The 26301-nt window shown below is 69.4% G+C and carries 23 protein-coding genes; 10 read left to right on the forward strand and 13 right to left on the reverse strand.

What is annotated here, in order from left to right; genetic code table 11:
- Window positions 1-48: 48 nt before the first annotated feature.
- The 4 genes from ACV7NN_RS05495 to mtrA all read right to left on the reverse strand — a co-directional run bounded on the left by ACV7NN_RS05495 (window position 49) and on the right by mtrA (window position 4978).
- Window positions 49-783: a ComF family protein gene (locus tag ACV7NN_RS05495; protein WP_463348569.1), complete on the reverse strand. Its 735-nt coding sequence runs from the start codon at window positions 781-783 to the stop codon at window positions 49-51.
- Window positions 784-885: 102 nt separating this feature from the next.
- Entirely contained in the window at window positions 886-2604 is a 1719-nt protein-coding gene (locus ACV7NN_RS05500; protein WP_463348570.1) for a GerMN domain-containing protein, read from the reverse strand.
- Window positions 2601-4259 carry an MtrAB system histidine kinase MtrB gene (mtrB, locus tag ACV7NN_RS05505; RefSeq protein ID WP_463351242.1) on the reverse strand — a complete coding sequence of 553 codons (1659 nt, stop codon included), beginning with the start codon at window positions 4257-4259 and terminating at the stop codon, window positions 2601-2603. The genes ACV7NN_RS05500 and mtrB overlap by 4 nt, the downstream gene beginning before the upstream one ends.
- A 35-nt stretch (window positions 4260-4294) precedes the next feature.
- Complete coding sequence (gene mtrA / locus ACV7NN_RS05510) at window positions 4295-4978, reverse strand: MtrAB system response regulator MtrA (protein ID WP_463348571.1); 684 nt, start codon at window positions 4976-4978, stop codon at window positions 4295-4297.
- A 174-nt stretch (window positions 4979-5152) separates the two neighbouring features.
- Here mtrA and ACV7NN_RS05515 point away from each other — a divergent pair, with 174 nt between their 5' ends.
- From ACV7NN_RS05515 to ACV7NN_RS05545, 7 genes are all read left to right on the forward strand, one after another.
- The gene (locus tag ACV7NN_RS05515) at window positions 5153-6433 is read left to right on the forward strand and encodes a hypothetical protein (RefSeq protein WP_463348572.1); all 1281 of its coding nucleotides are present in this window, start codon (window positions 5153-5155) and stop codon (window positions 6431-6433) included.
- The gene (locus ACV7NN_RS05520; protein WP_463348573.1) at window positions 6430-7092 is read left to right on the forward strand and encodes a DUF4129 domain-containing protein; all 663 of its coding nucleotides are present in this window, start codon (window positions 6430-6432) and stop codon (window positions 7090-7092) included. The genes ACV7NN_RS05515 and ACV7NN_RS05520 overlap by 4 nt, the downstream gene beginning before the upstream one ends.
- On the forward strand, window positions 7089-8342 hold the full coding sequence (locus ACV7NN_RS05525; protein WP_463348574.1) for a DUF4350 domain-containing protein: 1254 nt from the start codon (window positions 7089-7091) through the stop codon (window positions 8340-8342). The genes ACV7NN_RS05520 and ACV7NN_RS05525 overlap by 4 nt, the downstream gene beginning before the upstream one ends.
- The gene (locus tag ACV7NN_RS05530) at window positions 8339-9346 is read left to right on the forward strand and encodes an AAA family ATPase (RefSeq protein WP_463348575.1); all 1008 of its coding nucleotides are present in this window, start codon (window positions 8339-8341) and stop codon (window positions 9344-9346) included. The genes ACV7NN_RS05525 and ACV7NN_RS05530 overlap by 4 nt, the downstream gene beginning before the upstream one ends.
- Before the next feature lie 9 nt (window positions 9347-9355).
- Window positions 9356-10687, forward strand: coding sequence for a DUF58 domain-containing protein (locus ACV7NN_RS05535; protein WP_463348576.1), 1332 nt, complete (start codon window positions 9356-9358; stop codon window positions 10685-10687).
- Window positions 10688-10740: 53 nt separating this feature from the next.
- Window positions 10741-11760, forward strand: coding sequence for a glycosyltransferase family protein (locus tag ACV7NN_RS05540; RefSeq protein ID WP_463348577.1), 1020 nt, complete (start codon window positions 10741-10743; stop codon window positions 11758-11760).
- Between the two features lie 135 nt (window positions 11761-11895).
- Window positions 11896-12669 carry an aquaporin gene (locus tag ACV7NN_RS05545; protein ID WP_463348578.1) on the forward strand — a complete coding sequence of 258 codons (774 nt, stop codon included), beginning with the start codon at window positions 11896-11898 and terminating at the stop codon, window positions 12667-12669.
- Between the two features lie 7 nt (window positions 12670-12676).
- Here ACV7NN_RS05545 and ACV7NN_RS05550 read toward each other — a convergent pair whose 3' ends face one another.
- Entirely contained in the window at window positions 12677-13672 is a 996-nt protein-coding gene (locus tag ACV7NN_RS05550) for a stage II sporulation protein M (RefSeq protein WP_463348579.1), read from the reverse strand.
- 17 nt (window positions 13673-13689) lie between these two features.
- On the opposite strand from ACV7NN_RS05550, the gene ACV7NN_RS05555 reads away from it, so the two are divergent.
- Window positions 13690-14541 (forward strand): RDD family protein, encoded by an 852-nt coding sequence (locus ACV7NN_RS05555; protein WP_463348580.1) that lies wholly within the window; start codon window positions 13690-13692, stop codon window positions 14539-14541.
- 1 nt (window position 14542) lies between these two features.
- Window positions 14543-15232, forward strand: coding sequence for a cyclase family protein (locus tag ACV7NN_RS05560; protein ID WP_463348581.1), 690 nt, complete (start codon window positions 14543-14545; stop codon window positions 15230-15232).
- Window positions 15233-15251: 19 nt separating this feature from the next.
- Here the strand turns inward: ACV7NN_RS05560 and ahcY are convergent, their stop codons facing one another.
- Genes ahcY through ACV7NN_RS05575 form a run of 3 tightly spaced genes read right to left on the reverse strand, consistent with a single transcriptional unit; the run spans window position 15252 to window position 18447 of the window.
- Window positions 15252-16745, reverse strand: coding sequence for an adenosylhomocysteinase (gene ahcY, locus ACV7NN_RS05565; RefSeq protein WP_463348582.1), 1494 nt, complete (start codon window positions 16743-16745; stop codon window positions 15252-15254).
- Between the two features lie 44 nt (window positions 16746-16789).
- On the reverse strand, window positions 16790-18229 hold the full coding sequence (locus tag ACV7NN_RS05570) for a phosphomannomutase/phosphoglucomutase (protein WP_463348583.1): 1440 nt from the start codon (window positions 18227-18229) through the stop codon (window positions 16790-16792).
- Complete coding sequence (locus ACV7NN_RS05575; RefSeq protein ID WP_463348584.1) at window positions 18226-18447, reverse strand: DUF3499 family protein; 222 nt, start codon at window positions 18445-18447, stop codon at window positions 18226-18228. Before ACV7NN_RS05575 ends, ACV7NN_RS05570 begins: the two co-directional genes overlap by 4 nt.
- 43 nt (window positions 18448-18490) lie before the next feature.
- Here ACV7NN_RS05575 and ACV7NN_RS05580 point away from each other — a divergent pair, with 43 nt between their 5' ends.
- A complete protein-coding gene (locus ACV7NN_RS05580) occupies window positions 18491-18934 on the forward strand; it encodes a metallopeptidase family protein (RefSeq protein ID WP_463348585.1) in 444 nt (147 codons plus the stop codon).
- 19 nt (window positions 18935-18953) lie between these two features.
- Here ACV7NN_RS05580 and ACV7NN_RS05585 read toward each other — a convergent pair whose 3' ends face one another.
- The 5 genes from ACV7NN_RS05585 to manA form a co-directional block, all read right to left on the reverse strand.
- Window positions 18954-20393: a DUF5719 family protein gene (locus tag ACV7NN_RS05585; RefSeq protein ID WP_463348586.1), complete on the reverse strand. Its 1440-nt coding sequence runs from the start codon at window positions 20391-20393 to the stop codon at window positions 18954-18956.
- A complete protein-coding gene (locus ACV7NN_RS05590; protein ID WP_463348587.1) occupies window positions 20383-23490 on the reverse strand; it encodes a glycosyltransferase family 2 protein in 3108 nt (1035 codons plus the stop codon). The genes ACV7NN_RS05585 and ACV7NN_RS05590 overlap by 11 nt, the downstream gene beginning before the upstream one ends.
- 59 nt (window positions 23491-23549) lie before the next feature.
- Window positions 23550-23870 (reverse strand): WhiB family transcriptional regulator, encoded by a 321-nt coding sequence (locus tag ACV7NN_RS05595; protein WP_463348588.1) that lies wholly within the window; start codon window positions 23868-23870, stop codon window positions 23550-23552.
- 189 nt (window positions 23871-24059) lie between these two features.
- The gene (galE, locus tag ACV7NN_RS05600) at window positions 24060-25022 is read right to left on the reverse strand and encodes a UDP-glucose 4-epimerase GalE (RefSeq protein ID WP_463348589.1); all 963 of its coding nucleotides are present in this window, start codon (window positions 25020-25022) and stop codon (window positions 24060-24062) included.
- A gap of 44 nt (window positions 25023-25066) precedes the next feature.
- The gene (gene manA, locus ACV7NN_RS05605) at window positions 25067-26287 is read right to left on the reverse strand and encodes a mannose-6-phosphate isomerase, class I (RefSeq protein WP_463348590.1); all 1221 of its coding nucleotides are present in this window, start codon (window positions 26285-26287) and stop codon (window positions 25067-25069) included.
- Window positions 26288-26301: the final 14 nt, after the last annotated feature.

Below are 26301 nucleotides of genomic sequence, written 5' to 3' on the forward strand. Positions count from 1 at the left end.
GGCGTGTCACACCGCCCGGGTCACGAAGGGCGAGTCATCCACGCCTTTTCACCTACCGTAGTGCTGACCCGTGGATAAGTCACCAGCGAATCCGACCGGATCGGGATTCCATCCGTTCAGCCCGTCGCGACGCTCCGTGCGGGCGACGACGGCCGCTCCGGCGACCTGCGCTCCGGCCCGCCGGAGGGCCCGCGCGGCCTCGCGGATGGTCGATCCCGTCGTCAGGATGTCGTCGACGATGAGGTAGGCGCGCCCTGCCGCCCGGGGCTCCGCGCGGAGCGATCCGGCGCGGTTCAGACTCCTCTCCGCGGCCCCCAGAGAAGCCTGGTCCTCGGTGCGACGAACCGCCCGGAGCACCTTCTCACTGCGCAGGCCGCAGCGGCCGAGAAGGAGTTCGACGGGCCGGTACCCCCGGCGCCGGAAGGCAGCCCGGGTCGAAGGAACGGTCGCGATCCGAAGGCCACCGTCCGCGGCGCTCCCCCTGGCGTCGTGCAGGGCGGCAGCGATCGCAGACCGCAGCGCCTCCGCGAGCGCAGGTGCGGCATCCGTGCGCCCGCCGTCTTTGAAGGCCAGCAGCACCGATCTCGGAACGGACGCGTAGTCGAGCGCCGACCAGACGCTCAGTCCCGCCAGCTCGGCGCGTGCAGGCATCGGCGAGAGCGCTGCGCGGCAGTCGCCGCAGAGTGCGCGATCGGGTGTTCCGCATCCGCTGCATTCCGTCGGTGAGAGCACGGCGAGCGCATCCAGCCACGCCTCGCGCAGGGTCAGCAGGGGATCGTCCATCCCCCCATCGTCCGGCCAGCGCGGTGTGGAGAGGGCGCCCACGCGTTAATCGGTGGACGAGCGACACGCTTCGCTTTTTGTGAAGGGATCGTGCCGGGAGCGCTACTGGGGCTGTCCCAGCTGCGTCCCCAGCGCACCGACCTTGTCGGCCTGCGCCTGCCAACCGGTGCCCGTCGGCGCCTGCAGCGACCCGTCGTCCGTCAGCACCAGGTACGTCGACAGGCCCCCGGCACCAACGATCGTCGCGCCGTTCGCCGGCCCTGTCGCCGAGCTCAGCGTGCCGCCGATCTGCTGCTGCGCGATCGACGTCCCGTCCTGGCCCGTGTCGCTCAGCACAGCGACGTTGAGCTGGTCGACCCAGGTCGCCGAGAGCGGTCGTCCGGGACCGGTTCCGAGTTCGATCGGTTCGGTCAGCGACGCGGGGAGGTTGTCCTGTGTACGTATGATGCCCGACGCGACGAGCGCGTACGCCGACCCCGACTGCAGGACCGCGATCACGCGGGTTCCATCCCTGGACACCTGGAGCGACACGATGCGCGTCGCGTTGGGCCAGTTCGTCTTGACCGTCTTCTGCACGCCGTCCGACCCGATGGCGACGAGAGCACCCGGCTTGTCGGCGGGCACGGACCATGCATACCCGTAGTTGTCGACGGCGGGTGCGATCAACCCGGCCCTGGCGTCCACGCGCTGGGGCGCCCCCTCCGCCTTGCGGACAACGTAGACGTGACCCTGCGACAGCGCGACGGCGGTGGTGCGGTTCGCGGTGAGCGACACGGATGTCGGGTGCAGTGACGCGACCTTGGTGGAGATACCGGGGATGTCCTCGACCGTCGTCGCCGTGAGCGGCCCGAACTGGCCGGCGCGGTAGACGAGGGCGTGAGTGTCCACCTGCGGATCCTGGATCGGCGCGTTGGCCGCCGAGAGGTCGGCGACGGCCTGCGTCGTCCCCTCGATCGACAGCTGGACGCTCGACACGATCGAGCCGAGGCTCTGCTCGAGCTGGTATTTCATCCTCTGCAGGGTGAGCGCATCCGCCTGGCCCGCCTGAGAGCTCAGATCGACGTCGGCCCTGCCGTTGGAGATGGTGACGGACGGCAGTGCGAGCTGCGTGCCCGGCGGGAATGCAGAGGTGACGGCGCCGGACAACCATTTGGCAGGTCCCGCGAGTACAGCGTTCGTGACCCTGGTTGCGGCATTGCCCACCCGCGACGGGAACCAACGCAGGTCGGGCACCAGATAGGTGAACGACGCGTTGTAGAAGTAGAGGGGCTGCGGGGCATAGACCGCGCGGAACGTCGGGTCATCGATGACCACCCCGTTCGGCGCCACCGAGATGCGCCACTCTCCGTCCACCTTCACGAGGTTGTAGCGGAGGGAGATCGGAGCGGACGACGAGACCCCGTGGTAGGCGCCCACGGCGTCGACGTTCGCGACAGGAGTCACGTCGACCTGCCACCGCGCGGTCGACGATCCGTCGGAGAGCTGGTTGTAGAGCCGGCCGGTGCCCTGGTCGACGGTGACGGACTCGTTCGGATTCCACGATGACGACATCGACGCTGTCAGGTATTCCCGGGCGATCATGAAGTCGTTCTTCGGGCTCGACGCCGCATCGATGAACCCGTGGACGATCTGGTCCTGGGTGGCGCCCTTGGCGGGTGGCGACGGGTTGAAGTCGAGGTCGAGCGGATCGTTTCGCTGGGTGATCGGCGCGCCCTGGCGCACCGGTCCGGAGTCCGGGATGCTCGCGCAGCCCGCAAGGGCCGCCGCGACCGCCGTGAGGACGGCCACGACGCGGATGCGCGCTGCGAAGCGGGAGGTCACGGACGCACCTCCGTTCCCGTCTTCCCGGTGGCAGCGACGACGCCGTGGGTCTCACCGGTTGCGCCGGCATCATCCGGCGGCAGGGGAAGCGGCGAGGATGCGATGCCCCGACCCGGCACGCGCGGGAGGGTGAGCCGGAAGCACGAACCCGCACCCGGAGCAGACCAGACCTGCAGCCAGCCGGAGTGCAGCGTCGCATCCTCGAGCGAGATCGCCAGGCCCAGCCCGGTGCCGCCGATGGTGCGCTTGCGCGACGGATCGGCGCGCCAGAACCGATCGAAGACGTGGTTGACCTCCTGCTGGTTCATGCCCAGCCCGTAGTCGCGCACAGCCAGCGCGACCGCGCTCTCGTTGCTGTCGACGGTCACCACGACGGGCCTGCCCTCGCCGTGCTCGATGGCGTTACCGAGGAGGTTGCGCACGATGCGGCGGATGCGCCGCGGATCCATGTCGACCTCGAAGTAGCCGCCGGGTGCCTCCAGCCGCAGCTCGCTCCCGTTCTGGTCGGCGAGGGCGTGCATCCCGTCGATCGCATCCTCGGCCAGCCGGACGAGGTTCGTCGGCTCAGGATCGAGCACGACCGACCCGGCGTCGTAACGGCTGATCTCGAGGAGGTCGGACAGCAAGAGGTCGAACCGCTCGATCTGGGTGTGCAGCAGTTCCGCCGTGCGCTCGGTCGCCGGCGGGAAGGTCTCGCGCTGGTCGTAGATGACGTCGCCCGCGAGCCGGATCGTCGTCAGTGGTGTGCGCAATTCGTGCGAGACATCGGACACGAAGCGCTGCTGCAGTTGCGAGAGCGTTGCCAGCTGGTTGATCTGGCTCTGGAGGCTGTCCGCCATCCCGTTGAACGATCGCGCGAGGGAGGTGAAGACGTCCTCGCCTTTCTCCGGCATCCGCACGGCGAGGTCACCGGCGGCCAGCCTCTCGCTCGTCTCGGCGGCTACGCGGATCGGGCGCACGACGAAGCGCACGATCACCCAGGTCACGGCACCGATGAGCAGGATCAGCGCGAGACCGGCGAGCAGCAGAGTGCTCTGCACGAAGAGCAGTGTGCTCTCGGCGTCGCTCAGGTCGTAGCCGATGTAGAGCTCGTACCGGCCGACGACGGGGAGGGTCAGCTGGGACCCCACCACGATCCCTGGGTCCGTCGCCCCGTTGGCGCCCGGGAGCTTCACCGATTGGTAGAACTGCTTGGTGCCGCCGTGCTGGACGGCCGTGCGGAGCTGATCCGAGATGACGTCGCCGGACAACCCCGGGCTCGAGCGGTCCGCCGGCGCAAGGAACGTCGAGTCCTGGCCCGGCACCCGGAAGGCCGCGATCAGGCGGCTCGACGTCGACGCCTTGACGGTCTGCAGCGCGGAGTCGAGGAGATTCCTCACAGAGTCCCCTCCGGTGATGTCCGACGCGTTCAACGTCGTCTGGGCCGCTGTCGTCGCACGACTCGAGTCGCGGAGCGCCTGGTCGAGGCGGGACTGGTAGAGGTCGTTCGAGATGCTGAGCGACATGTACACGCCGGTGACGAGGATGGCGATTCCAGTGAGGGCGAGGGTGATCGCCACCGTGCGGACCTGGAGCGAGGTGCGCCAGAGGTGTGCGAGGCGCGCGGGTGCCATCTGCCACCACCGCCGCCAGCCCAGCCTGCGGGGCCTGCCCATCGTGCGGGTCCGGGAATCCTCGGCCACCGGAACTCCTAGGTGACTGCGCCTGCGCGGTATCCGACCCCGCGCACGGTCATGACGATCCTCGGGTTGTCCGGGTCGTCCTCGACCTTCGCCCTCAGCCGCTGCACATGGACGTTCACCAGCCGCGTGTCCGCCTTGTAGTGATAGCCCCAGACCTGTTCGAGCAGCATCTCCCTGGTGAAGACCTGCTGCGGCTTGGAGGCGAGCGCGAGGAGCAGATCGAACTCCAACGGGGTGAGGTTGATCCGCGTCTCGCCGCGCCTCACCTCATGACCGGCCACATCGAGGACGAGGTCGCCGATCCGGAGCTGCTCGATGGCAGGGGCCGCCGGTGCGGGACGGAGCCGGGTGCGGATGCGCGCCACGAGCTCCTTCGGGTTGAAGGGCTTCACCATGTAGTCGTCCGCACCCGATTCGAGGCCCTTGACCACATCCGCCGTGTCGGACTTCGCGGTCAGCATGATGATCGGAGTGCCCGATTCCGCGCGGATGCGCCCGCACACCTCGATACCGTCGAGGCCGGGGAGCATCAGGTCGAGCAGCACGAGGTCGGGTTTGGACGTGCGGAACACATCCAGCGCGAGCGCGCCGTCTTCGCAGAACTGCGGATCGAAACCCTCCGTGCGCAGCACGATGCCGATCATCTCGGCCAAGGCGGTGTCGTCGTCGACAACCAGGATGCGACCGTTCATATACCCGTTTCCCGCTGGGGCGCCGCAGCAGGTGCGCGGCAAGCCATAGAACTTCTTGCACAAGAGTAGTCGAGACACCTGCACGGATCGTGAACCCTGACGGGCGGATGCGCAGGTATGTGCCAGCATGGGTAACGGAATCCGCACCGGAACCGGGGTAGAAGGAGCCATCACGTGACTGGAGAGCAACCAGGGCCCGCCGAGGAGAGCTGGCAGGCACCCGGAAGCGCGCCCGCGCCCCGTCCCCGCTACGGCGAGTACGCGCCGGGCAGCGTGCCGCCTCCGCCTCCCCCGTATCCGTATCCGTACAGCCAGCAGGGCCAAGGACCGCAGGGCTACGGCGCCCCTCCGCCCCCGTATGGCCAGCAGCCCGGCTGGACTCCCCCGCCGAAGCCTGGACTGGTCCCGCTGCGGCCCCTTGGCTTCGGGACGCTGATCGGCGCACCGTTCCAGGTCCTTCGCCGCAACCCGAAGGTCACCGTCGGCGCCGCCCTGCTCATCCAGGGGATCCCGCAGGCGATCGTCTCGCTCCTCATCATCGGCGGCCTCTCCCTACTGTTCAGCCGCGTGGACAACGCGTCGTCCGCTGACCAAGGGGCGCTTCAGGCCGGGGCCGTCGGCTGGGCCATCCTCCTCGGCCTCGTATCGATCGTCGTCTCCGCCGTCTCGACCTCCCTCCTGCAGGGTGTCGTGGTCAACGAGGTGGCGCGGGAGACCCTCGGCGAGAAGCTCACCCTCGGGTCCCTCTGGCGGCTCACCCGCCCGCGGATCGGCGCGCTCATCGGGTGGACAGTCCTCGTCTCTGTCGCGATCGCCATCGGTGCCGGGGTGCTTGCGGGTATCGCCGTCGCGCTCTTCGCCGGCGGCCGGGCCATGATCGGTGCGGGCATCGCCTACTCGGTCCTCGCTGCCATCGGTGCGATCGTCATCTTCGTGTGGCTCAATACGAAACTCGCTCTCGTCCCGAGCGCGATCGTGCTCGAGCGTCTGCCCATCCGCGCTTCGATGGCGCGCTCCTGGCACCTGACCCGGGGCTACTTCTGGAAGACGCTCGGCGTCATCCTGCTGATCGGCATGATCGTCTACTTCGTCACGCAGATCATCACCACGCCGATCGCGCTCATCGGTGGCTTCATCACCGTGCTCAGCAACCCGACCGGCCTCGGCGCATCGTCATCCGACCCGTCCGTGGCGCAGGTCTTCCTGTCACAACTCGGCATCAACGCGGTCTCCACGGTCGTCACCGCCGTGATCGGCGCTGTGATGGCCGTGGTGCAGTCGTCGGCGGTCGCACTGATCTATCTGGACCTGCGGATGCGAAAGGAAGGTCTCGACCTGCAGCTGGTCCGTTTCGTCGAAGCACGCCAGGCCGGGGTCCAGGGTCTGCCCGACCCGTACCAGCCGGCCGAGCCCTCCCCTGCGAACACGGCGAACACGGCGTATCCCGGCGCATGAGCCTGATCCTGTCCGTCCCGGTGGACCCCGACGCGCCGCAGGCGCATGACTGGGTCGTGCAGGAACTGGCCAAGCCGGAGTACCAGGCTGCGAAGCCGACCTGGTTCGACCTGGCATCGAAGGCGGTGCAGGACTGGCTCGGCTCCTTGTTCTCGGCCGGGGGCGGAAGCTTCAGCGGCATCCTCCTCGTCGTCATCGTGATCCTGGCGGCAGGGCTCCTGGCCGTCGCCTTCGTCGTGTTCGGGCTGCCACGCATCAACCGCAGGAGCCGACTGAACGACGCCGCGCTCTTCGGCGCGGACGACAGAAGGGATGCTGCAGCGCTCCGCGCCTCGGCCGAGCGGGCCGCGAGAGCCGGCGACTGGACACTTGCCGTTGAGGAGCGCTTCCGTGCGATCGCGCAGTCCTTCGATGAGCGGACGATCGTGATGCTGATGCCCGGCACGACGGCGAACGGCTTCGCCGCGCGCGCGTCGTCAGCGGTGCCGGCCGAGCGCGAGCGTCTGGCTGCTGCAGCGCGCACGTTCGACAGCGTGCGCTATCTCGGAAGCTCGGCCGCACCGGCGGAGTACGACGAGCTCGTCGCCCTCGACCTCGCCCTGCAGTCGGCACGGCCGACCGCGCTCGCCGACCCGGTCGAACAGGCGACGACGCGATGACGCTGACCGATCCGGCGCCGACCTCGACGCCCGGGGTCGCACCCCTCGCCGATGCTCCGGCGATCTCATCCTCCCCCCGGCAGGTCGCTCGCCGCAGCGTCGGCTGGATCGTCGTCGGGGTCATCGCGCTCCTGATCGCGGCGATCGGCTTCCTGACGACGGGGAGCCGCTCCGCCGGTATCCCGCTCGACGCGGCGAACGCGGCCCCGGCGGGAGCCAAGGCGGTCGTCGAGGTCCTGAGGCAGCAGGGCGTGGACGTGAAGACCGCATCGAGCATCGCACAGGTGCGCGACCTCGCCCCGGGAGAGGGAACGATCCTCGTCTACGACCCCGAGGGCTATCTCGACGAGAACCGCTACACCGAACTCCAGACCCGCGCATCGACGCTCGTGGTCGTCGGGCCGGGATTCGCCGCTCTCCAGTCCCTTGCCGCCGATGTCCACAACGCGGGGCCCGCGAGCAGGAGCGGCATCCTCGCGGCGTCATGCAGCCTGCCGGCAGCGAACCGGGCGCAGACGATCGAGCCCACAGCGAAGTCGCCCGCTCTGCGGGTCTCCTCCGGCAGTGCGACCGGATGCTTCCCCACCGGGGACGGCGGCTTCGCATTCGTCAGCGCCACCGCCGACGGGACGACCGTGCAACTCGTTGGCTCGACGAGCATCTTCGACAACGAGGGCATCGCGCGCGCGGGGAACGCGGCACTCGCCCTCAACCTGCTCGGCGAGCACGCATCCCTCGTCTGGTACCTGCCGACGCTGCAGGACGTGCCGGCGAGCGGGCCCCCCGACCTCAACGCTCTGACGCCGGGATGGGTCACCCCGCTCGTCCTGCTCCTGGCCGCCGTCTTCCTCGCTGCTGCCATCTGGCGCGGCCGGCGCTTCGGCCCGCTGGTCGTCGAGAACCTGCCGGTGCTGGTGCGCAGCGGGGAGACGATGGAGGGCCGCGCCCGGCTCTACCAACGGTCCTCTGCGCGCCTTCGGGCCATCGACAGCCTGCGGATCGGAACCATCGGCCGGCTCGGCGCCGCTACAGGGCTGCCGTCGACCGCGTCCGTCGCCGAGGTGTGCGACACCGTGGCCGCACTGACCGGCAGCGATCGGAATGTCGTGCGTGACCTCCTGGTCGACGCCCACCCTCGCACCGACGCCGAGCTCGTTGCGCTGTCCGACCGCCTGGCCGCACTCGAATCGGCCACGCTGGCAGCCATCAATCCCGCAAACGACCGTCCGACCGGAAGAATGGAACCATGACCGACGTCACAACGGCAACGACCCCGCCGGCACCGGCCGACCCCGCAGCGGACGCCGCCGCGCTTCGCACGGCCCTCAGCCGCGTCCGCGCGGAGGTCGGCAAGGCCGTGGTGGGGCAGGACGGCGCCGTGACGGGGCTGATCATCGCCCTGCTCGCCCGCGGTCACGTCCTCCTCGAAGGGGTTCCCGGGGTCGCGAAGACTCTTCTGGTGCGGTCGTTGAGCGAGGCGCTCAGCCTGCAGACGCGGCGCATCCAGTTCACCCCCGACCTGATGCCCGGCGACGTCACCGGATCGCTCGTCTACGACGGACAGACCGGCGGTTTCCAGTTCCGCGAAGGCCCCGTGTTCACGAACATCCTGCTGGCCGACGAGATCAACCGCACGCCTCCGAAGACGCAGTCGGCGCTGCTCGAGGCCATGGAGGAGCGCCAGGTGAGCGTCGACGGAGTGAGCCGTCCGCTCCCCGATCCGTTCATCGTCGCTGCGACGCAGAACCCGATCGAATACGAGGGCACCTATACACTTCCCGAGGCCCAGCTCGATCGGTTCCTCCTCAAACTGACCCTGGACATCCCGGAGCGCGAGAGCGAGGTCGAGGTGCTGCGGCGCCACGCGGCCGGCTTCAACCCGCGTGACCTCGCCGCGGCCGGTGTGACCCCGGTGCTCGGTGCCGCGGAACTCGCGGCGGCCCGCGCTGCAGCGGCCTCGGTCGGGGCCTCCTCCGATGTCCTCGCCTACATCGTCGATCTCGCAAGGGCGACGCGCCGCAGCCCGTCGGTGAAGCTCGGCGTCAGTCCGCGAGGGACCACAGCGCTCCTCGCCGCCGCGAAGGTCTGGGCCTGGCTGTCCGGCTACGACTCGATCACGCCCGACCATGTCCAGGCCATGCTGCTGCCCGTATGGCGTCACCGCGTGCAGTTGCGTCCTGAAGCCGAGCTGGAAGGCGTCGAGGTGGATGCGATCCTCCGTTCGATCGTCCAGCAGGTCCAGGTCCCGATCTAGAGACGCGCCATGACCGTCTCCGGCCGCTTCGTCGTGCTGATCGCGCTCGGCGTCATCCCCCTGGTGCTCTTCGGCGCCGAGGCAGGCACAGCGCTGCTCATCCTCGCCGGCTGGCTCGTGTTCGCGGTCGCGGTCGGAGCGGTGGACCTCGCCCTGGCGGCGTCGCCTCGACGTGTAGCGATCGAGCGTCTGGTTCCCGGCCGGATCAGGCTCGGCACGGATGCGCTGAGCGAGCTCTACCTGACGAATACGGGTGAGCGGATGCTGCGGGCCGTGGTCCGCGATGCCTGGGAACCGTCCGCCGGCGCACTGTCCACCCGTGCCCGGGTGCGCATCCCCGCCGGCGAGCGCAGGCGGGTGACGACCACGCTGGTTCCGACACGACGCGGCGAGCGCCGGGTCGCCCAGGTGACCGTGCGGTCATGGGGTCCGCTGCACCTGTGGGCCCGCCAGGCGACGCTGGCCGCGTCGGGCCGCATCCGCGTGCTCCCGGCGTTCAACGCGCGCAAGCACCTGCCCTCCAGGCTCGCGCGATTGCACGAACTCGACGGGATGACCAGCGTCATGCTGCGCGGACAGGGCACCGAGTTCGACTCCCTGCGCGAATACGTCCGTGGCGACGACGTGCGCTCGATCGACTGGCGGGCGACGGCACGCAGGCACGATCCGTCGGGCGGCGCCGGGCAGCGCGTCATGGTGCGCACCTGGCGACCCGAACGCGATCGCCGCGTCATCATCCTCATCGACACCGGCCGCACTGCCGCAGCGCGGGTCGACGACGAGCCCCGCATCGACACGGCGTTCGAGTCGGCCCTGCTCCTCGAGGCGCTCGCGACGCGGGCCGGCGACCGGGTGGATGTCATGGCGTACGACCGGCGTGTACGAGGCCGGGTGCAGGGGGCGAGCGGTCCGGAGCTCCTCGCACGCACCGTGGACATGATGGCCGGGATCGACCCGGAACTGATCGAGATGGACTGGGCAGCGGTGCCCGGCCAGGTGTCGTCCATCACCAGCCAGCGCGCTCTCGTCGTGCTCCTCACCTCCATCGACGCCCCGGGCGCCTCCCACGGGCTCCTGTCCGTCCTGCCGCAGCTCACCAGGAAGCACACGGTGGTCGTCGCATCCGTCACCGATCCCGAAGCCATCCGGGCGACCAGCCAGCGCGCCGACCGGGCCGAGGTCTATCGCGCCGCCGCCGCCGAACGGGCCCTGCTCGACATCGCCCGCATCGCGGCCGCCATCCGGCGTCTCGGGGCGGATGTGGTGACCGGCGCCCCCGCTGACCTCCCGCCCGCCCTCAGCGACCACTACCTCGCGCTCAAGGCCGCCGGGCGCCTGTGAGCGCCGGCCCGTCTGTCAGCGGTTCCTCGGAAGCGCAATGCCAGAATTACCGAGTGCCGTCAGCAACATCGGTCCCGCGGGTGACCCACTTCAACGACTGTGCGTTCGTCGCGCGCTCGCTTGTCGACGCGGCCGGCCGCCAGGGTCTTGCCTGGGGCTATCTTCCTCCGGAGAAGGTGCGGCCCGAAGCGGGGTTCGGCGCCGGCACCGGCAGACTGGCCGCAATCCCGTATGTGCTCCGCCACATGCGTACGGCGCGCGCCAGCGACGTGATCCACGTCCACTACGCGACGGCGGCGAGTCTCCTGAGGCATCCGTATATCCCTCGGCGGCCATATGTCCTCCACCTCCACGGCACGGATATCCGCCGTCTCTGGAAGTCCCCGGCGACGCACGACGAGGTGCAGCGGGCGATCGACGGCGCGAGTGCCGTCTACTACACCAACCTCGACACGGTCGAGGAGGCGACGAGCGCCCGGCCCGACGCACACTACATGCCCGCCTTCGTCGAGCCGGAGGTGCTCCCCGCCTGGCGCCCTGGTTCCGAGGCGGGCGCACCGACCGTGCTGTTCGTTTCCCGGTGGGATGACACGAAGGGCGTCGAAACACAGCTGGAGACCGCACGCGCCCTGCGCGCCGCACTCCCGCGCGGCACACGCCTGGTCGGGCTCGACTGGGGACCGGCCGCGCCTGCCGCAGCGGAGCTCGGGGTCGCACTGGTCCCCCGCCTCGGCCACGCGGCATTCCTCGACCTGATCGCGACGGCCGATGTGGCGATCGGCCAGGCCGCCGGCATCATCGCCGTCAGCGAACTCGAGGCGATGGCCATCGGACCGACCGTCCTCTGCCCGGTCCCGACGCTTCAGGACGGCGGCGACCCGCCTCCGGTGCTGCTCGGGTCGGTGACCGAGGTCGTCGAGCAGTCCCTGGTCGCGCTCGGCGACCCTCGTGCAGCCTCCGCGCGGATGAACGCCCGCCCGTGGGTCCTCAACAAGCACACGCCTGATCGCTGGATCCCCATCCTGGAGACCGTCTACCGCGATGCCGCCGCGGGCCGTCCGATCACCCCGTGAGCCGCCCGCCACGGACGGGGCTGCAGGAGGAACACGCGACATGCGGCGATGACGCGCGGCTCGAAGCGGAATTCCACTAGGTTTTTGGGGCGGCTCCGAACGGAGCGCTCCCGACGAGAACCGAAAGCCAGGTCCATGACGCAGAACCGCATCGCCGAAACCCCCGCCATCACAACAGCGCCGTCCTTCGCAGCACGGTTCGGGGCCGAGATCGCTGGCACCTTCCTCCTCGTCTTCGGCGTGATCGGGACGGCAGTCTTCGCAGCGGGATTCAGCGGCGGCGAAGGCGGCCTGAACGTCGGCTTCCTCGGCGTCGCGCTCGCCCTCGGGCTCAGTGTCCTCGTCGGCGCCTACGCGTTCGGCCCTGTCTCCGGCGGCCACTTCAACCCGGCCGTCTCGATCGGCCTCGCGATCGCGGGCCGGTTCGCCTGGAGGGACCTCCCCGCATACGTCGGCGCGCAGCTCATCGGCGGAATCGCCGCGAGCACGCTGCTCGTCGCCATCGCCTCGGGCGGTCCCAGCGGATTCCTCGCGGCAGCGCGCACCGGCGGCTTCGCCTCCACCGGCTGGGGCGAGCTGTCGCCCGGCGGCTTCTCGTTCGTCTCCGTGCTGCTCGTCGAGATCATCGCCACAGCCATCCTGGTCTTCGTGATCCTCGGAGTGACCGGTTCCCGCGGCGCAGCCGGGTTCGCACCGATCGCCATCGGCCTCACCCTGACGGTGCTCGCGCTCATCGCCATCCCGGTCTCGAACGGTTCGTTCAACCCGGCCCGCTCCATCGCGACCGCGATCTACGGAGGGCCGACCGCTCTCGCGCAGCTCTGGCTGTCGATCGTCGCACCGATCGTCGGCGCGATCATCGCGGGCTCCACCTTCAAGCTGATCTTCGACGGCGTCCGCAAGGACTGACCGGCCTTCAGCCGGCGACGACCCTCCGTGCCCCGGCCTCGAATGCATCCAGGTCACCGGATGCGCCGAGCCGAACCGCGCGCCGGCCGACCACCAGCATGTAGACGAGGAAGGCTGCGAGGGCCAGCACGCCGATGCCGATCTTCACCGGCCACGGCAGGTCGGAGGGGGTGACGAAACCTTCGATGAGTCCGGACACGAAGAGTGTCAGCACCAGCCCCACCGCGACGGTGAACAGCGCACGTCCGTCTTCGGCGAGCGCCTGGGCACGCGTGCGGGGACCGGGTGCGATCCACGCCCAGAAGATCCGCAGGCCTGCGGCGGCGGCGACGAAGATGGACGTCAGCTCGAGCAGACCGTGCGGGAGGATGTAGAGGAAGAACACGTCGCCGCGGCCGTACGCGAACAGGACGGCGGCGGAGACTCCGATGTTCTGCGCGTTCTGGAGCAGCACGGCCGGGACGTAGAACCCGACGATCCCGAACGCGATGCACTGGGCTGCGATCCACGCGTTGTTGGTCCAGACCTGCCCGGCGAACGACGCCGCGGGGTTGCTCGAGTAGTAGTCGATGAACTGGTGGTCGACGATCTGCCTGAGCTGCGCATCCGTGCCGAAGTTCGCCATCACCTGCGGGTCGCCCAGAGCCCACCAGGCGAAGAGGCCGGCCACCACGAGCGACGCGACGGCGACCGCCAGGGTGAGCCAGCGGAGCCGATAGAGCGCCGCCGGCAGCTGCAGGACGAAGAACCGCGGCAGCTGCGAGAGGATGTTCGCGCCGGTGCCGGTGAACCGGAGCCTGGCCGTCGAGAGGGCCACGGACAGCCGGTCGCCCTGGCTGGTCGACCCTGCCTGCGTCTTGATCGCCGACAGCTGCGTCGCACCGGTCTGGTACAGCTCGATCAGTTCGTCCGCCTGCTCGCCGTCGAGCGTCCGCTGCCTGGCGAGAGCGGCAAGCCGGTCCCACTCGGCGCGGTGCGCTGCGGAGTATGCGTCGAGATCCATCTGCTTAGATGATAGCCATGGCTGCCCCGGGCGCTCCGCGCATCGACCTCGTCGACGGTGGAGTCGAACACGAACTCGTCACGGGTGAAGCGGTCGCGCTCGACGTCAGGCCCACGTCCTACATTCTCCGCGCCGCCGGAGCGGCCCTGGACTGGCTCGTCTACGTCCTGCTGTTCGTCGTGCTGGTCCTCGTGATCGTCTTCTCGTCCGGCGCGCTCGACCAGGCGCTGCAGCGTGCGCTGGTCACTGTGAGCCTCGTGTTCTCCTTCGTGATCGCGCCGATGACCGTCGAGGTCGCGACCCACGGGCGATCGCTCGGCAAGCTCGCAGTCGGCGGGAGGATCGTCCGCGACGATGGGGGCGCCACCCAGTTGCGGCACGCGTTCATCCGGGCGCTGACGGGCGTCGTGGAGATCTACATGACCTTCGGCGGCCTCGCCGCACTCGTCGGCCTGCTGAACGCGCGGTCCAAACGTCTCGGCGACCTCATCGCGGGCACCTACAGCCAGCTGGAGAGGGTTCCGTCCGTCGACGTCGTCGGGTTCGCGATGCCGCCCCAGTTGGCCGGCTGGGCAGCGATCGCCGATGTCGCGCGGCTGCCCGACCGTCTCTCGCGCCGCGTCGCCCAGTTCCTCCACCAGGCCCCGGGAATGACCCCCGCAGCCAGAGCGGGGCTCGGCGCAGAGCTCGCAGGCGAGGCGTCCGCGTTCGTCTCACCCGTGCCGGCAGTCGACTCCGAGACCTTCCTCGTCGGCGTCGCCGCCCTGCGGCGCGAACGGGACTTCCGAGCGCTCGAACTCGAACGCGAACGGCTCGAACGTCTCGCACCGGTTCTCGACGCCCTGCCCCATGGTTTCCCGGAAAGGTGACATGAACCAGCAACGAGAAGAGCGCAATGGACCGCGGATCGTCGATCTCAGTCACACGATCCGGGCTGGACTCGTCACCTACCCCGGCCTTCCCGAACCTGTCATCACCCCGCACCTGACGCGGGAGGACTCCCGCACCAGGTATGCCCCGGGAACCGAGTTCGCGATGGATGTCATCACGATGATCGGCAACACCGGCACCTATCTCGACAGCCCGTTCCACCGTTATGCCGACGGCGGCGACCTCGCTTCGCTCCGGCTGGAGACGCTCGTCGGGCTTCCTGCCGAGGTCATCCACCTGACCGGTGCCATCGAGCGCGGCATCCCGGCGTCGGTGTTCTTCGACCGCGGCCTGGAGGGGACGGCGGTGCTCCTGCACACCGGCTGGGACCGGCATTTCGGCACGCCGGCCTACGCGTCGGGCTCACCCTTCCTCACCGAGGAGGGAGCGCGTCACCTCGTGGATGCGGGCGTCGCCCTGGTCGGGATCGATGCGCTGAACATCGATGACACCGAGTCCGGTGGTTCCCGGCCGGCGCACAGCCTACTGCTCGCGGCGGGGATCCACGTCGTCGAGCACCTGACCGGACTCGAGGGCGTTCCAGCCCATGGTGCCCGCTTCACAGCCGCGCCGCCGAAGGTCGAGGGTTTCGGGACGTTCCCGGTGCGAGCGTTCGCGGAACTTCCCTGAGCCCCGAACCTGTGGGGCCTCAGTACCGGTAGTGGTCCACTTTGTAGGGACCATCGACGCTGACGCCGATGTACGCCGCCTGCTCCGGCGTGAGCACGGTCAGCTCGACGCCGAGCGCGTCGAGGTGGAGCCGGGCGACCTTCTCGTCCAGGTGCTTCGGGAGCACATACACGCCCACCGGGTACTTCTCCGGGTAGCAGTACAGTTCGATCTGGGCCAGCACCTGGTTCGTGAACGAGTTGCTCATCACGAAGCTGGGGTGCCCTGTCGCGTTCCCGAGGTTCATCAGGCGGCCCTCGGAGAGCACGAGCACGCTGCGGCCCGTCGGCAGCCGCCACTCGTGGACCTGCGGCTTGATCTCGACCTTCTCAGCGCCGGCCATCTCCTCGAGGCGCGCCATGTCGATCTCGTTGTCGAAGTGCCCCACGTTGGCGACGATCGCCTGGTGCTTCATGCGGAGCATGTGCTCCGTGGTGATGACGTTCAGGTTCCCGGTTCCGGTGATGAAGATGTCGACCTGGTCGACGACCGACTCGATCCGTGCCACCTGGAAGCCGTCCATGGCCGCCTGGAGCGCGTTGATCGGGTCGACTTCGCTCACGATCACGCGGGCGCCCTGTCCGCGCAGAGCCTCTGCAGCTCCCTTTCCGACGTCCCCGTAACCGGCGACGAACACGACCTTGCCGCCGATGAGCACGTCGGTCGCCCGGTTGAGCCCGTCGGGAAGCGAGTGACGGATGCCGTACTTGTTGTCGAACTTGCTCTTCGTGACCGAGTCGTTGACGTTGATCGCAGGGAAGAGCAGCTTGCCGTCGCGCGCGAGCTCGTACAGGCGGTGAACACCGGTCGTGGTCTCTTCCGTGACCCCGATGATCCCGGCCGCGATCCGCGTCCACCGGTCGGGCGAGGTGGCCAGGGATGCGCGCAACGCCGCGAGGATGACCCGGTATTCGTGGCTGTCACCGACGGCGTCGGCCGGCACCGCACCTGCGAGCTCGAAGTCGCGCCCCGAGTGGACGAGGAGCGTGGCGTCCCCGCCGTCATCGAGGATGAGGTTGGGACCGACCCAGTCGGCTCCTGCAGCGGCCGCTTCACCGGTCCAGTCGAAGATCTGCTGCGTGCACCACCAGTATTCCTCGAGCGTCTCGCCCTTCCAGGCGAACACCGGGACACCGGCCGGTGCATCGACCGTTCCGCGCGGCCCGACCGCGATGGCTGCGGCCGCTTCGTCCTGGGTCGAGAAGATGTTGCAGCTGGCCCAGCGCACCTGCGCGCCGAGGGCGACGAGGGTTTCGATGAGCACCGCCGTCTGCACCGTCATGTGCAGCGATCCCGCGACCCTCGCGCCGGCCAGCGGCTTCGTCTCGCCGAATTCGGCACGGAGCGCCATGAGCCCCGGCATCTCGTTCTCCGCAAGACGGATCTGGTGACGGCCCGCTTCGGCGAGGGCGAGGTCGGCGACCTTGAACGGGAGAGCGGTGTCGGATGCGGCGAAGGAGGGTGCGTTGACCATGCAGTCATTCTCTCATTCGGAAGCAGGGCGCCGGTCCGTGCGGCTCAGTGGCGGATGAGTTCGAGGACCTCGTCGCGGATGCGCGCCATCGTGGCCGCGTCCGCCGCCTCGACGTTGAGCCGGAGCAGCGGCTCGGTGTTCGACGGACGAACACTGAACCACCAGAACGGCTCGTCTCCTGCGACGAACCCGGTGACAGTGAGCCCGTCCAGTTCGTCGAACTCTCCGCGACCGGTGAACGCCTCGACGACGCGGGTGAAGGCGGCGGGCACGTCCTCCACGGTGGAATTGATCTCGCCGGATGACGCGTACGGCGTGTATGCGTCGGAGAGCGCGGACAGCGGTCCGTCCTGCGCACCGAACTCCGCGATCAGGTGCATCGCCGCGAGCATCCCGTTGTCCGCACTCCAGAAGTCGCGGAAGTAGTAGTGCGCCGAGTGCTCGCCGCCGAAGACCGCACCGGTCTCGCGCATCGCATCCTTGATGAGCGAGTGGCCGACACGCGTGCGAACCGGTGTCGCGCCGGCGGCGACGATCGTCTCGGGCACGATCTTCGATGTGATCAGGTTATGGATCACAACGATGTCCGCATCCGGATCCAAGGCGCGGGCCCGCGCGATCTCCCGCAGCGCGACGATCGCGGCCACGGCGGAGGGGCTGACCGCCCGGCCCCGTTCGTCGACGACGAAACAGCGGTCCGCATCCCCGTCGAAGGCCAGCCCGAGGTCGGCCCCGTTGTCGACGACCGCCTTCTGCAGGTCGACGAGATTCGACGGCTCGAGCGGGTTCGCCTCATGGTTCGGGAACGTCCCGTCGAGCTCGAAGTAGAGCGGGATGATCTCGATCGGCAGGGCGGGCAGTCCGGCCGCCTGGCCGAGGACGGCGGGAACGGTCAGACCGCCCATCCCGTTACCCGCGTCGATGACGACCCTGATCGGGCGGATACCGGACAGGTCGACCAGCCCCCGCAGAAACGCGGCGTAATCGGCCAGGACGTCGATCTCGCGGATGCTGCCGGTCGCCGCAACCGGGTCGATGCCGTCGACGACGTATTTCTCTGCGCGCTCCCTGACCGCTGCCAGACCGGTGTCGCGGCTGAGGCCCTGCGCGCCGGCGCGCGACAGCTTGATCCCGTTGTAGGTCGCCGGGTTGTGGCTGGCGGTGAACATCGCGGCGGCTGACGCGAGGTAGCCCGATGCGAAGTACGACTCATCGGTCGAGCACAGCCCGATCGAGACGACGTTCCCACCCCTGGCGCGAACGCCGTCGGAGAAGGCCGCTGCGAAGCCGGGCGACGAGTCCCGCATGTCGTGGCCCACCACCACATCCTGTCCGGCCGCGCCGAGTTCATCCACGAAGGCAGCGCCGATCGCTTCGACCATCTCGACGGTCAGCGTCTTGCCGACGAGCCCCCGAACGTCGTAGGTCTTGACTGCTGCATCGAAATCGGCGTGGATCCGGTCAGGCGAGAGGGAGCTGTTCACGCCCCATAACCTACTTCACCGAGCACGGCGTGTCTCACGACCTGCCAGCCCTGCGGCGCTGAGAGCCGTTCGGCGTGAATGGCGCAGAGGTCGTAGGAGTGCGGCTCGTGCGCGTTGCTGAGCGGACCGAGGACGGCCATCGAGTCGGCGTAGACGTACGTCAGCGTCGCCACCGCATCTCGGGGGCACGCGACACGGGAACACGGTCGGGTCAGCATCGCGCCCAGACTACCGGAGGGTCAGGCGACGTAGGATGACGACATGCCCCGTTCCCGCCGCGCAAGCAGTGAGCCGCCCACCGCCGCACGCTGGCGGAACCGCCACGGACGGGGTGCGCGCGGGCCTGTCACGGGGCCGCACCTGCCCATGCTGCACAACCGCATCGACCTCTTCGACATGACCGTCGCGGCGACCGCCGACTATCTGAAGGGCATCTGGCCCGCGGAGCTGGAGCACGTGCGATTCGAGGTGGCGGCCGCCCCGATCAACGCGATGGGTCCGGATGGCGTCGAGCGCTGGCGGGTCGACCCGCGCGAGCGACGCATCATCCTCTACCGCGTCCCGATCCAGCGGCTCAGCAAACTTCACCGCAACGACGAACTGCACCAGCGGATGCTCGTCGAGAGCTGCGTGTTCCGGGCCGTCGCCGAGCTTCTCGGCAAAGATCCCTGGGACCTGGCGCCCGAGCGCTTCCGGCACTACTGAGCCGCGACCGGCGGCACGGCTATTTCGGGTAGACCTCGATCGGCTTGGCAAGTGGGCCGGGCGGCCCGACCGGGAACGACGAGACGAGACCCTTGCCGCTGAAGCTCGTGGAGACGTAGAGTCCTTTGGCACCGGTGACCTGGTAGGTTCCCGTCGCGAGCGCGATGCCGGCGCTTCCCCCGGACGGCACGACCACCGACTTCGCCGCACCCTTGACGACGACCTTCACGGTGACGTCGGGACCGTCTTCGCCGCTGTTCGCGAAGTGCAGGAAACCGCCGGGGCCGGGCGGCACGGCCGCAAGGAGCGAGTCGTCCACCTGCTGGGTGGCGACGAACCAGCCGAAGTCGAACGCTTTGCCCGAAACGGTGGAGGTGCGTGCCGCCGCGACGAGGGGCTGCGTCGAGTCGATGGTGACGGTGTAGTTACCGTCGCTCAGATGGTCGAGCGGGATCTCGGTGGCAACGCCCGGCTTCACGGTCGCCGAGTAGGAGTTGCCCATCACCGTCCCTTTCTCGCCGAGCGCGCCGATCCGTACGGTCGCAGCCTCGGTGCCGGGCACGAACAGCCGGACGGCGGGCAGGTCGCTCCCGTAGCCCTCCCCACCCTGGGCGGACTGGATTGCGGCCAGCGTCCGGATGAGCATCCCAGGGATCACCTGGTGGGTCGAGGGCGCAGTCGTCGCACCCACGAGTTCCACCCCGTGCGGGGCGATCCCGACGATGTCGCTCTGCTCGAGCGAGGCGACGACGCGACCACCTGTGGAGACGACGTGGACGATGGGAGCGGCGATCGAAGGTGCGAGTCCGGCGAGAGGGACCACCCGCTGGGTCCCGGCGGCCACGGTGATCCCGGTCGCGCCCGGAGCGGTGACGGCGCCCGCCTCCGAGAAGATGGAGAGGTCGACGGTCGCCTGCACGGTACTCGGGTTGGAGAGGAGCACCAGGCTCGTCTGGCCCAGTGTGGTCGCCCCGCCGACGAGCCAGCTGTCCGCCTGCGCCTCCTCGCACGACGCTGCTGCGATTCCTGCGAAGTCCTCGAGAGCGGCCTGCTGGGACTGGGCTGCGCCGATGAGCGGCGGAACCGATGACCCCGACGGCGCAGGCACGGTCAACGTGATCGGTGTGCCGTTTCTCTCGCCCTGGGTGTTGTCGACGGGGGTGATCGGCCTGGTCCGGATCTGGGCACCGGAATCCGTCCCGTAGACCGTGGTCGGCGGCGCGAAGGCCGCGGCGCCGGTGGCGGCCGACGCGTCGGAGGCCAGCGTCAGCAGCGGGCCAGGGCAGGTCCGTTCCTGCGCTGTCGGAACGGGAGCCACGGTCGCAGTCGGCGGAGTCACCGAGAAGCTCGGAAGCGGAAGCCAGGTCGCACCGGCGATCGCGAGCACCGCGACACCGATCCCGGCAACGCCGGCGATGGCGCGCGCACTCTCGCGGGCGATTCCTCGTCTACTCGGCATTCTCGCCTCCGTTCGCACGGGCGACAGCAGGTTCCTGGCGGTCCCAGGCTTCGTCGTCTTCGCGGCCGGCGGGATGTTCCCGCTCATCCGGCCACGAGACCGGCTCGACGTCATCATCCTCGAGGTCGGCGTCGAGCTCGGAGCGGGCGTCGCCGCGGTCCTCGTCGGCGTCTGCATCCTCGTCAGCGTCGTCCTCGTCATCGGAGGCCGTCTCGGGTTCGTCCGCTTCCGTCGCATCCACGCTGCCGGGCTTCGTCGCCCGCTTCGGGCGGCGCATCCCTTCCGCCACGAGGCTTTCGTAGGTGCGTCGCGCGGGGATCGAGAGCAGGAGGATGAGACCGATCACCACGGCCTGCACCGTGAGGATGATCGTCCGCCAGACGCCGCCCGCGTCCGGCGGGATCTGTGCTGCCGGGGGTACGTCGGTGGTTCCGCGCTGGAAGCTCCACAGCGTGCCGGTCGCGGTTCTCCCGACCGATACGAGCGCAGCGTCGGCATCGAGCGCGATGGTCGCCCGCAGGCTGGTGGCCTTCGCCTGGGAGGTCGCGGTCCGAGAATCGATCGACGTCGCGGCTGGGGCGAGCAGGACGTAGTCGATTCCGAGTGATTTCAGCTGCGGCGTCGGATCGAACCCGCTCTGCGACGCCAGGTTTCCTGCAAGGGTCGCGAGCGACTGCTCTTCCGGGGACAGCGTCCGATCGGTGCTGCTGAGCGTGCTCTGCCCCGACAGCGTCATGCCGGACCCGCGCAGCACGACCGCTGCGATCCCACCGTTCGGCTGCGCTGTGAGTTGCAGCGTCCCCGTCCGCGGAGCACTCGCCGCGTTGGCGGTGACGACGGCGGGAAGGGTGCGCCCGTCTGTCGCCTGCACGGAGGATGCGCCGACGGGCATCGCGATGGCGGCGGGAGTCGCCGCGATGGCGATCGTGGCGAGGGTTGCGAAGGCGGGGAGGGCGGCGAACCGTCCGATCGGGCCGAGTCCGATGACGGCTGCCGAGACGAGGCCCAGCCAGTAGAGACTGACTCCCGCACCCGGCCAGATCAGCACTGCCGTCGAGGCCGCGACCGAGACGGAGACGAGCGTCACCGCGACTGCGGTCGCGAAGCCGAGCAACGCGACGACGAGGGCGACGACGGCGCGGGCGGAGCCGCGGAGGAACAGCGACAGCAGCGCGAGCACTCCGAGGGGCGCCAGCAGGATGGCGACGACGACGCTCGGGCCGACGCCGGGGATGTGGAACTGGGCCGCCAGCGTGTGCCAGCCACCGAGCATCCCGTCAGGGAACCCCAGCGCGAGTTGCCACGCAGGGACCGGCCGACTCTGGATCACGACTCCGGGGTCCGCGAAGATCGAGAGCCACGCGCCGCGCTGCGCCTGCTGCCAGACGAGTGGAGCGAAGAGCACCAGAGCGGGCAGGAGCGTCAGGATGAGCCGCGCGAACCGCCGCCGGCTGAGGACGAGTGCGATGACCCAGACGACGAGGAGCGCGGGAATCAGCGACGGCGCGCACGCCACGGTCGCCGCAGCCAGGAGCGCGGTCACGCCGGCTGGCGCCCAGGACCGGGCAGCGGCCATTCCTGCGTAGAACAGCCAGGGAAGGAGGATGTGCACGAGGATCGCGGCCGGGCGTCCCGTCTGCATCGCGATGAGCAGCGGCGGTGCGATCGTCCAGGCGAGCGCCGCGAACACGCGGAGGCTGGATCGCTGGGTGAGCCGGGATGCGAGCAACCAGGCGCCGAGTGCGGCCAGCGGAAGCGCAGCGAAATAGAGGGCGACGAGGAAGAACGTCGGCTGCCAGAACGTCACGGTTCCGAGGACGGCGAGCACGGCGGCGAACGGATCGGCGGCACCGACGAATCCGAGTCCGATGTCACGCCAGCCGTAGCCGAGTGTGGTCCAGAGGTCGGCGACGCTCGACGGCATGGGAAGAAGGGCACCACCACCGAGGGCGTTCGCACCGAGCAGAGGGAAGAACAGGCCGATTCCGAGGACAGCTGCGGCGAGCACGGTCCAGGCGCCGCCCCCGCCGAAGAAGTTGAGCTCGCGCCGCTCCCCGCGCAGTGCGACATATGCGGCCTCCCGCTTCAGCGCTCGTGCGCGTCGCACCTCGGCGATCGGGATGCGCAGCGGAGCGATCGCCGCCCAACCGACCACCCGGTGCCGGGCGAGGTTGCGTCGGGCGGAGCCCACGCGGATGCCGGCGAAGGCCGTGCGGAACGCGGCCGCGAACTCCCCGCCGATCGCGCCGGGCTCCTTGCCGACGATGCGGCCGATCGAGCGGAACAGCGCCAGAGGTACGAGCGTGAGCCAGTGGACGGGCACAGCGGCGGCGGGCGCGTAGACCATGCGGCGGTGGAGTTGCGCCGCCCGTCGTTCGCGTAATAGTCGGCGGCGCACGCGTCCCTTGCGCGAGGTGTTGGGCCCGGCGACGCCGTCTCCCGCGACAGCGATCCGTGCCGAGGGGACGAGAACCACGCGGAAGCCGGCCAGCCGGACGCGCACGCAGAAGTCGAGCCCGTCGTCGACGGCCGGAAGCGCGGGATCGAACCCGCCGAGCTCATCCCACAGCGACTGCCGCACGATCAGTCCCGCCGGCGAGACGCCGAGTATATCGCTGAGACCATCGTGCTGCGCCTGGTCCAGTTCGTTCTCGACGAGATTGACCGCGGCGCCGAACTGGGTCATCGCTTCGCCGAATTCGCGGATGGTGTGCGGGTCGACCCATTCGACGAGCTTCGGCCCGGCCGCGGCGACCGACGGAGAGACCTCGACGGCTCCGAGGAGGGCCTCGAGTGCACCCGGCTCCGGCGCCGTGTCCTGCGCAAGCAGCCACAGCCAGTCGTGGTCGCCGGCGGCCGGAGGCGTTACCCGGACACCTGTCGCCACCGCTGCGCCGAAGGGCAGCCTCTCCCGCACGGAGACCAGGTGGGTGGGCGCGAAGTCGGCGAGGAGTTGCGCGGCATCGTCCGTCGACGCGCAGTCGACGGCGACGACCACATCGGGCTGGCGGGTCTGGGCTTTGAGGGCGTCGAGAGTGCGCTGAAGGTGGTCGCCTCCATTGCGGGCGACGATGATGGCTGTGACTCTCGGATACATCGGAGACAGCCTAAGTTGGCGCCTGTCGATCGGGCGTCAGTCTGCGGGCGCGCCGGAAATCAGACGGCGCGCTTGCGCAGCTTGCGGCGCTCGCGCTCGGAGAGCCCGCCCCAGATACCGAACCGCTCGTCGTTCGCCAGCGCGTACTCGAGGCACTGCGTGCGCACTTCGCAGGAGGCGCAGATCTTCTTCGCGTCGCGGGTCGATCCACCCTTTTCGGGGAAGAACGCCTCCGGGTCGGTCTGTGCGCAGAGCGAGTCGGACTGCCAGGCCAGCGGATTGTCGTCGTCGACAGCCTGTCGAACCCCTGGCACGCCCAGTCTGACGGGATCGACGAACCAGTCGTCGGGTACTCCAGAGCGATATTCGGGACCAGCCATATCGATCTCCCACCCATGTCGTGCATCCCACGTCAACGAACGTGTTAACAGTAATTACACCGGTGTAGTTCGAAGTAGTCAAGTCGCGAATCGTAAAGGCTCAACTGGCCGTCGAGGGTTCGCGACGCGCCGATGGACGGCAACAATCGCGACACGCCCGGGTGTTCTACCCCTGTTTCCTGAGAATGATCAGGAAACGGCCTGTCGTGCAGCCCATGCGCTGGCTACCATCTGCGCGAGCGTGTGCCGCATGCGCCAATCCAGGTCTCGAGCCGCGAGTTCGCCTGATGCGACAATACGGGCTGGATCCCCCGCTCGTCGCGGCCCCACTTCTGGGGTGAAAGGTTTTCCGGTAACCGACGCCACGGCGGCCATGATCTCGCCGACGGACACCCCGTCGCCGCTGCCGAGGTTGTACACCGGCTCGATCGGGAGGCCTGCATCGAGGCGCTTCGCCGCCGCGACGTGCGAGGCCGCGAGGTCGGACACATGGATGTAGTCGCGGATGCACGTGCCGTCCGGGGTCGGATAGTCGTCACCGTTGATCCGCGGCGTGCGCCCCTCGACCAGGGCATCGAAGACCATCGGGAAGAGATTGTGCGGGCTCGTGTCCCTGAGGTCGTCCGATCCGGAGCCGACGACGTTGAAATAGCGCAGCGACGTGTGGCGGAGGCCGACTGCGACGCCCTGGTCGCGCAGGAGCCACTCCCCGATCAGCTTGGTCTCGCCGTACGGCGATTCCGGCGCCTTCGGAGTCTCCTCGGTGACGAGGTCGGTGTGCGGCGTTCCGTAGACGGCCGCGCTCGACGAGAACACGATCGCGTCGACGCCGGCCTCCTCCATCGCCGCGAGGAGGATCGCGGTCGCCGTGACGTTCTGCTCGTACGTGTGCAGAGGTCGCTGCACGGAGACGCCCGCGTACTTGAAACCGGCGATGTGCACGACGCCCGTGATCGTGTGCTCCTGGAAGACCGTTTCGAGGAGTTCACCGTCGAGCAGTGTGCCCCGATAGAAAGGAACGTCCGCCGGCACGAACTCGGCGTGCCCGCTCGAGAGGTCGTCGACCACGACGACCTCGATGCTCTCGTCACGGAACGCCCGCACCACGTGCGCGCCGATGTATCCCGCGCCGCCTGTCACCAACCACGCCATGCGTCGCCTTCCTCGATGGACCGGAAAAAGAACCCTACCGCGCGCTACGCATTGGGCGTGGCGATGAACACGGTGCCCGTTCCGGCGACGCCGAGTTCCCGCTCGTCCGGCGTGATGAAGACGGCCTCGCCGCGGGCCAGGCGGATGCTGTGGGCGTCTCCCGTCAGCACGACCGATCCGTCTGTGCAGATCGCCGTGGCGGCGCCGGGGAGCACGACGGCCGTCGACGGCGTCCCTGCGTCGACGTGCACGACAGCCAGGGCGAAGTCCTCGACGTCCGGCCGGAACACCTCCAGTCCGGGTCCGCTCGACGCCGGCGCGAGCGGCGTCACGGTGAACGGGGAGAAGTCGAGCACGGCGAGCAGTTCGGGCACGTCGACGCGTTTGCCGGTCAGCCCTCCGCGCAGCACATTGTCAGAGGCCGCCATCAGCTCGATCCCGACCCCGCCGAGATAGGCGTGGATGTTTCCGGCGGGCAGGTAGAGCACCTCACCCCGTCGCAGCGTGGTGCGGTTGAGCAGCAGGGCGAGGACGATGCCGGGATCGCCGGGGAACGCGCGGGCCAGCAGTCCGACCGTGTCGACGGCGGATGCGAGCTCGGAATCGCCACGAGCGCCGGATCGCTCCGCCGCGGCCACGACGACATCGACCAGGTGCCGGACGGCGGGCTCGCCGCTGAGCAGCCAGGCCGTCGCATCCCGAAGGGCGTCACGCGCATCCGAGGCCTGCAGAAGAGCGGCCAGTCGTCCGATGAGCGCTCGCCCTGCCTCATCGGCCTCCTCCGCGAGCGACCGGAGAACACGCCCGGCCGCCTCGGGCTCCCGGAAGCCGCTGAGAGCGTCGAAGGTGTCGCTCAGGGCGTAGATCAGCTCCGGCTTGTGGAACGGGTCCTTGTAGTTGCGATCCGGCGAGTCCAGCGGCAGGCCGAGAGCGTTCTCCCGCGCGAAGCCCTCCTGCGCCTGCTCGGACGACGGATGCGCCTGGAGCGACAGTGGTCCCGCGGCCGCCAGCACCTTCAGCAGGTAAGGAAGACGCGTCCCATCCGCACCCAGTGCGGCTGCAGGCACGCGGTCGATCCACTCGGCCAGCGTGCGCGCCCCGTTGGTCGCCGCCGGGTCGACGATCACGCTCGGCGACCCGGGATGCGCGCCCAGCCACAGCTCTGCCTCCGGGCCACCCGACGGGGCGTGCCCGAGGAGCTCGGCGATGGCGGTCGTCGACCCCCAGGCGTAGTCGCGGGGGGTGTTGCTGATGCGCACAAACATCCGAGACGGTCCCT

This window comes from Leifsonia sp. Ger2509 (genome assembly GCF_055231915.1).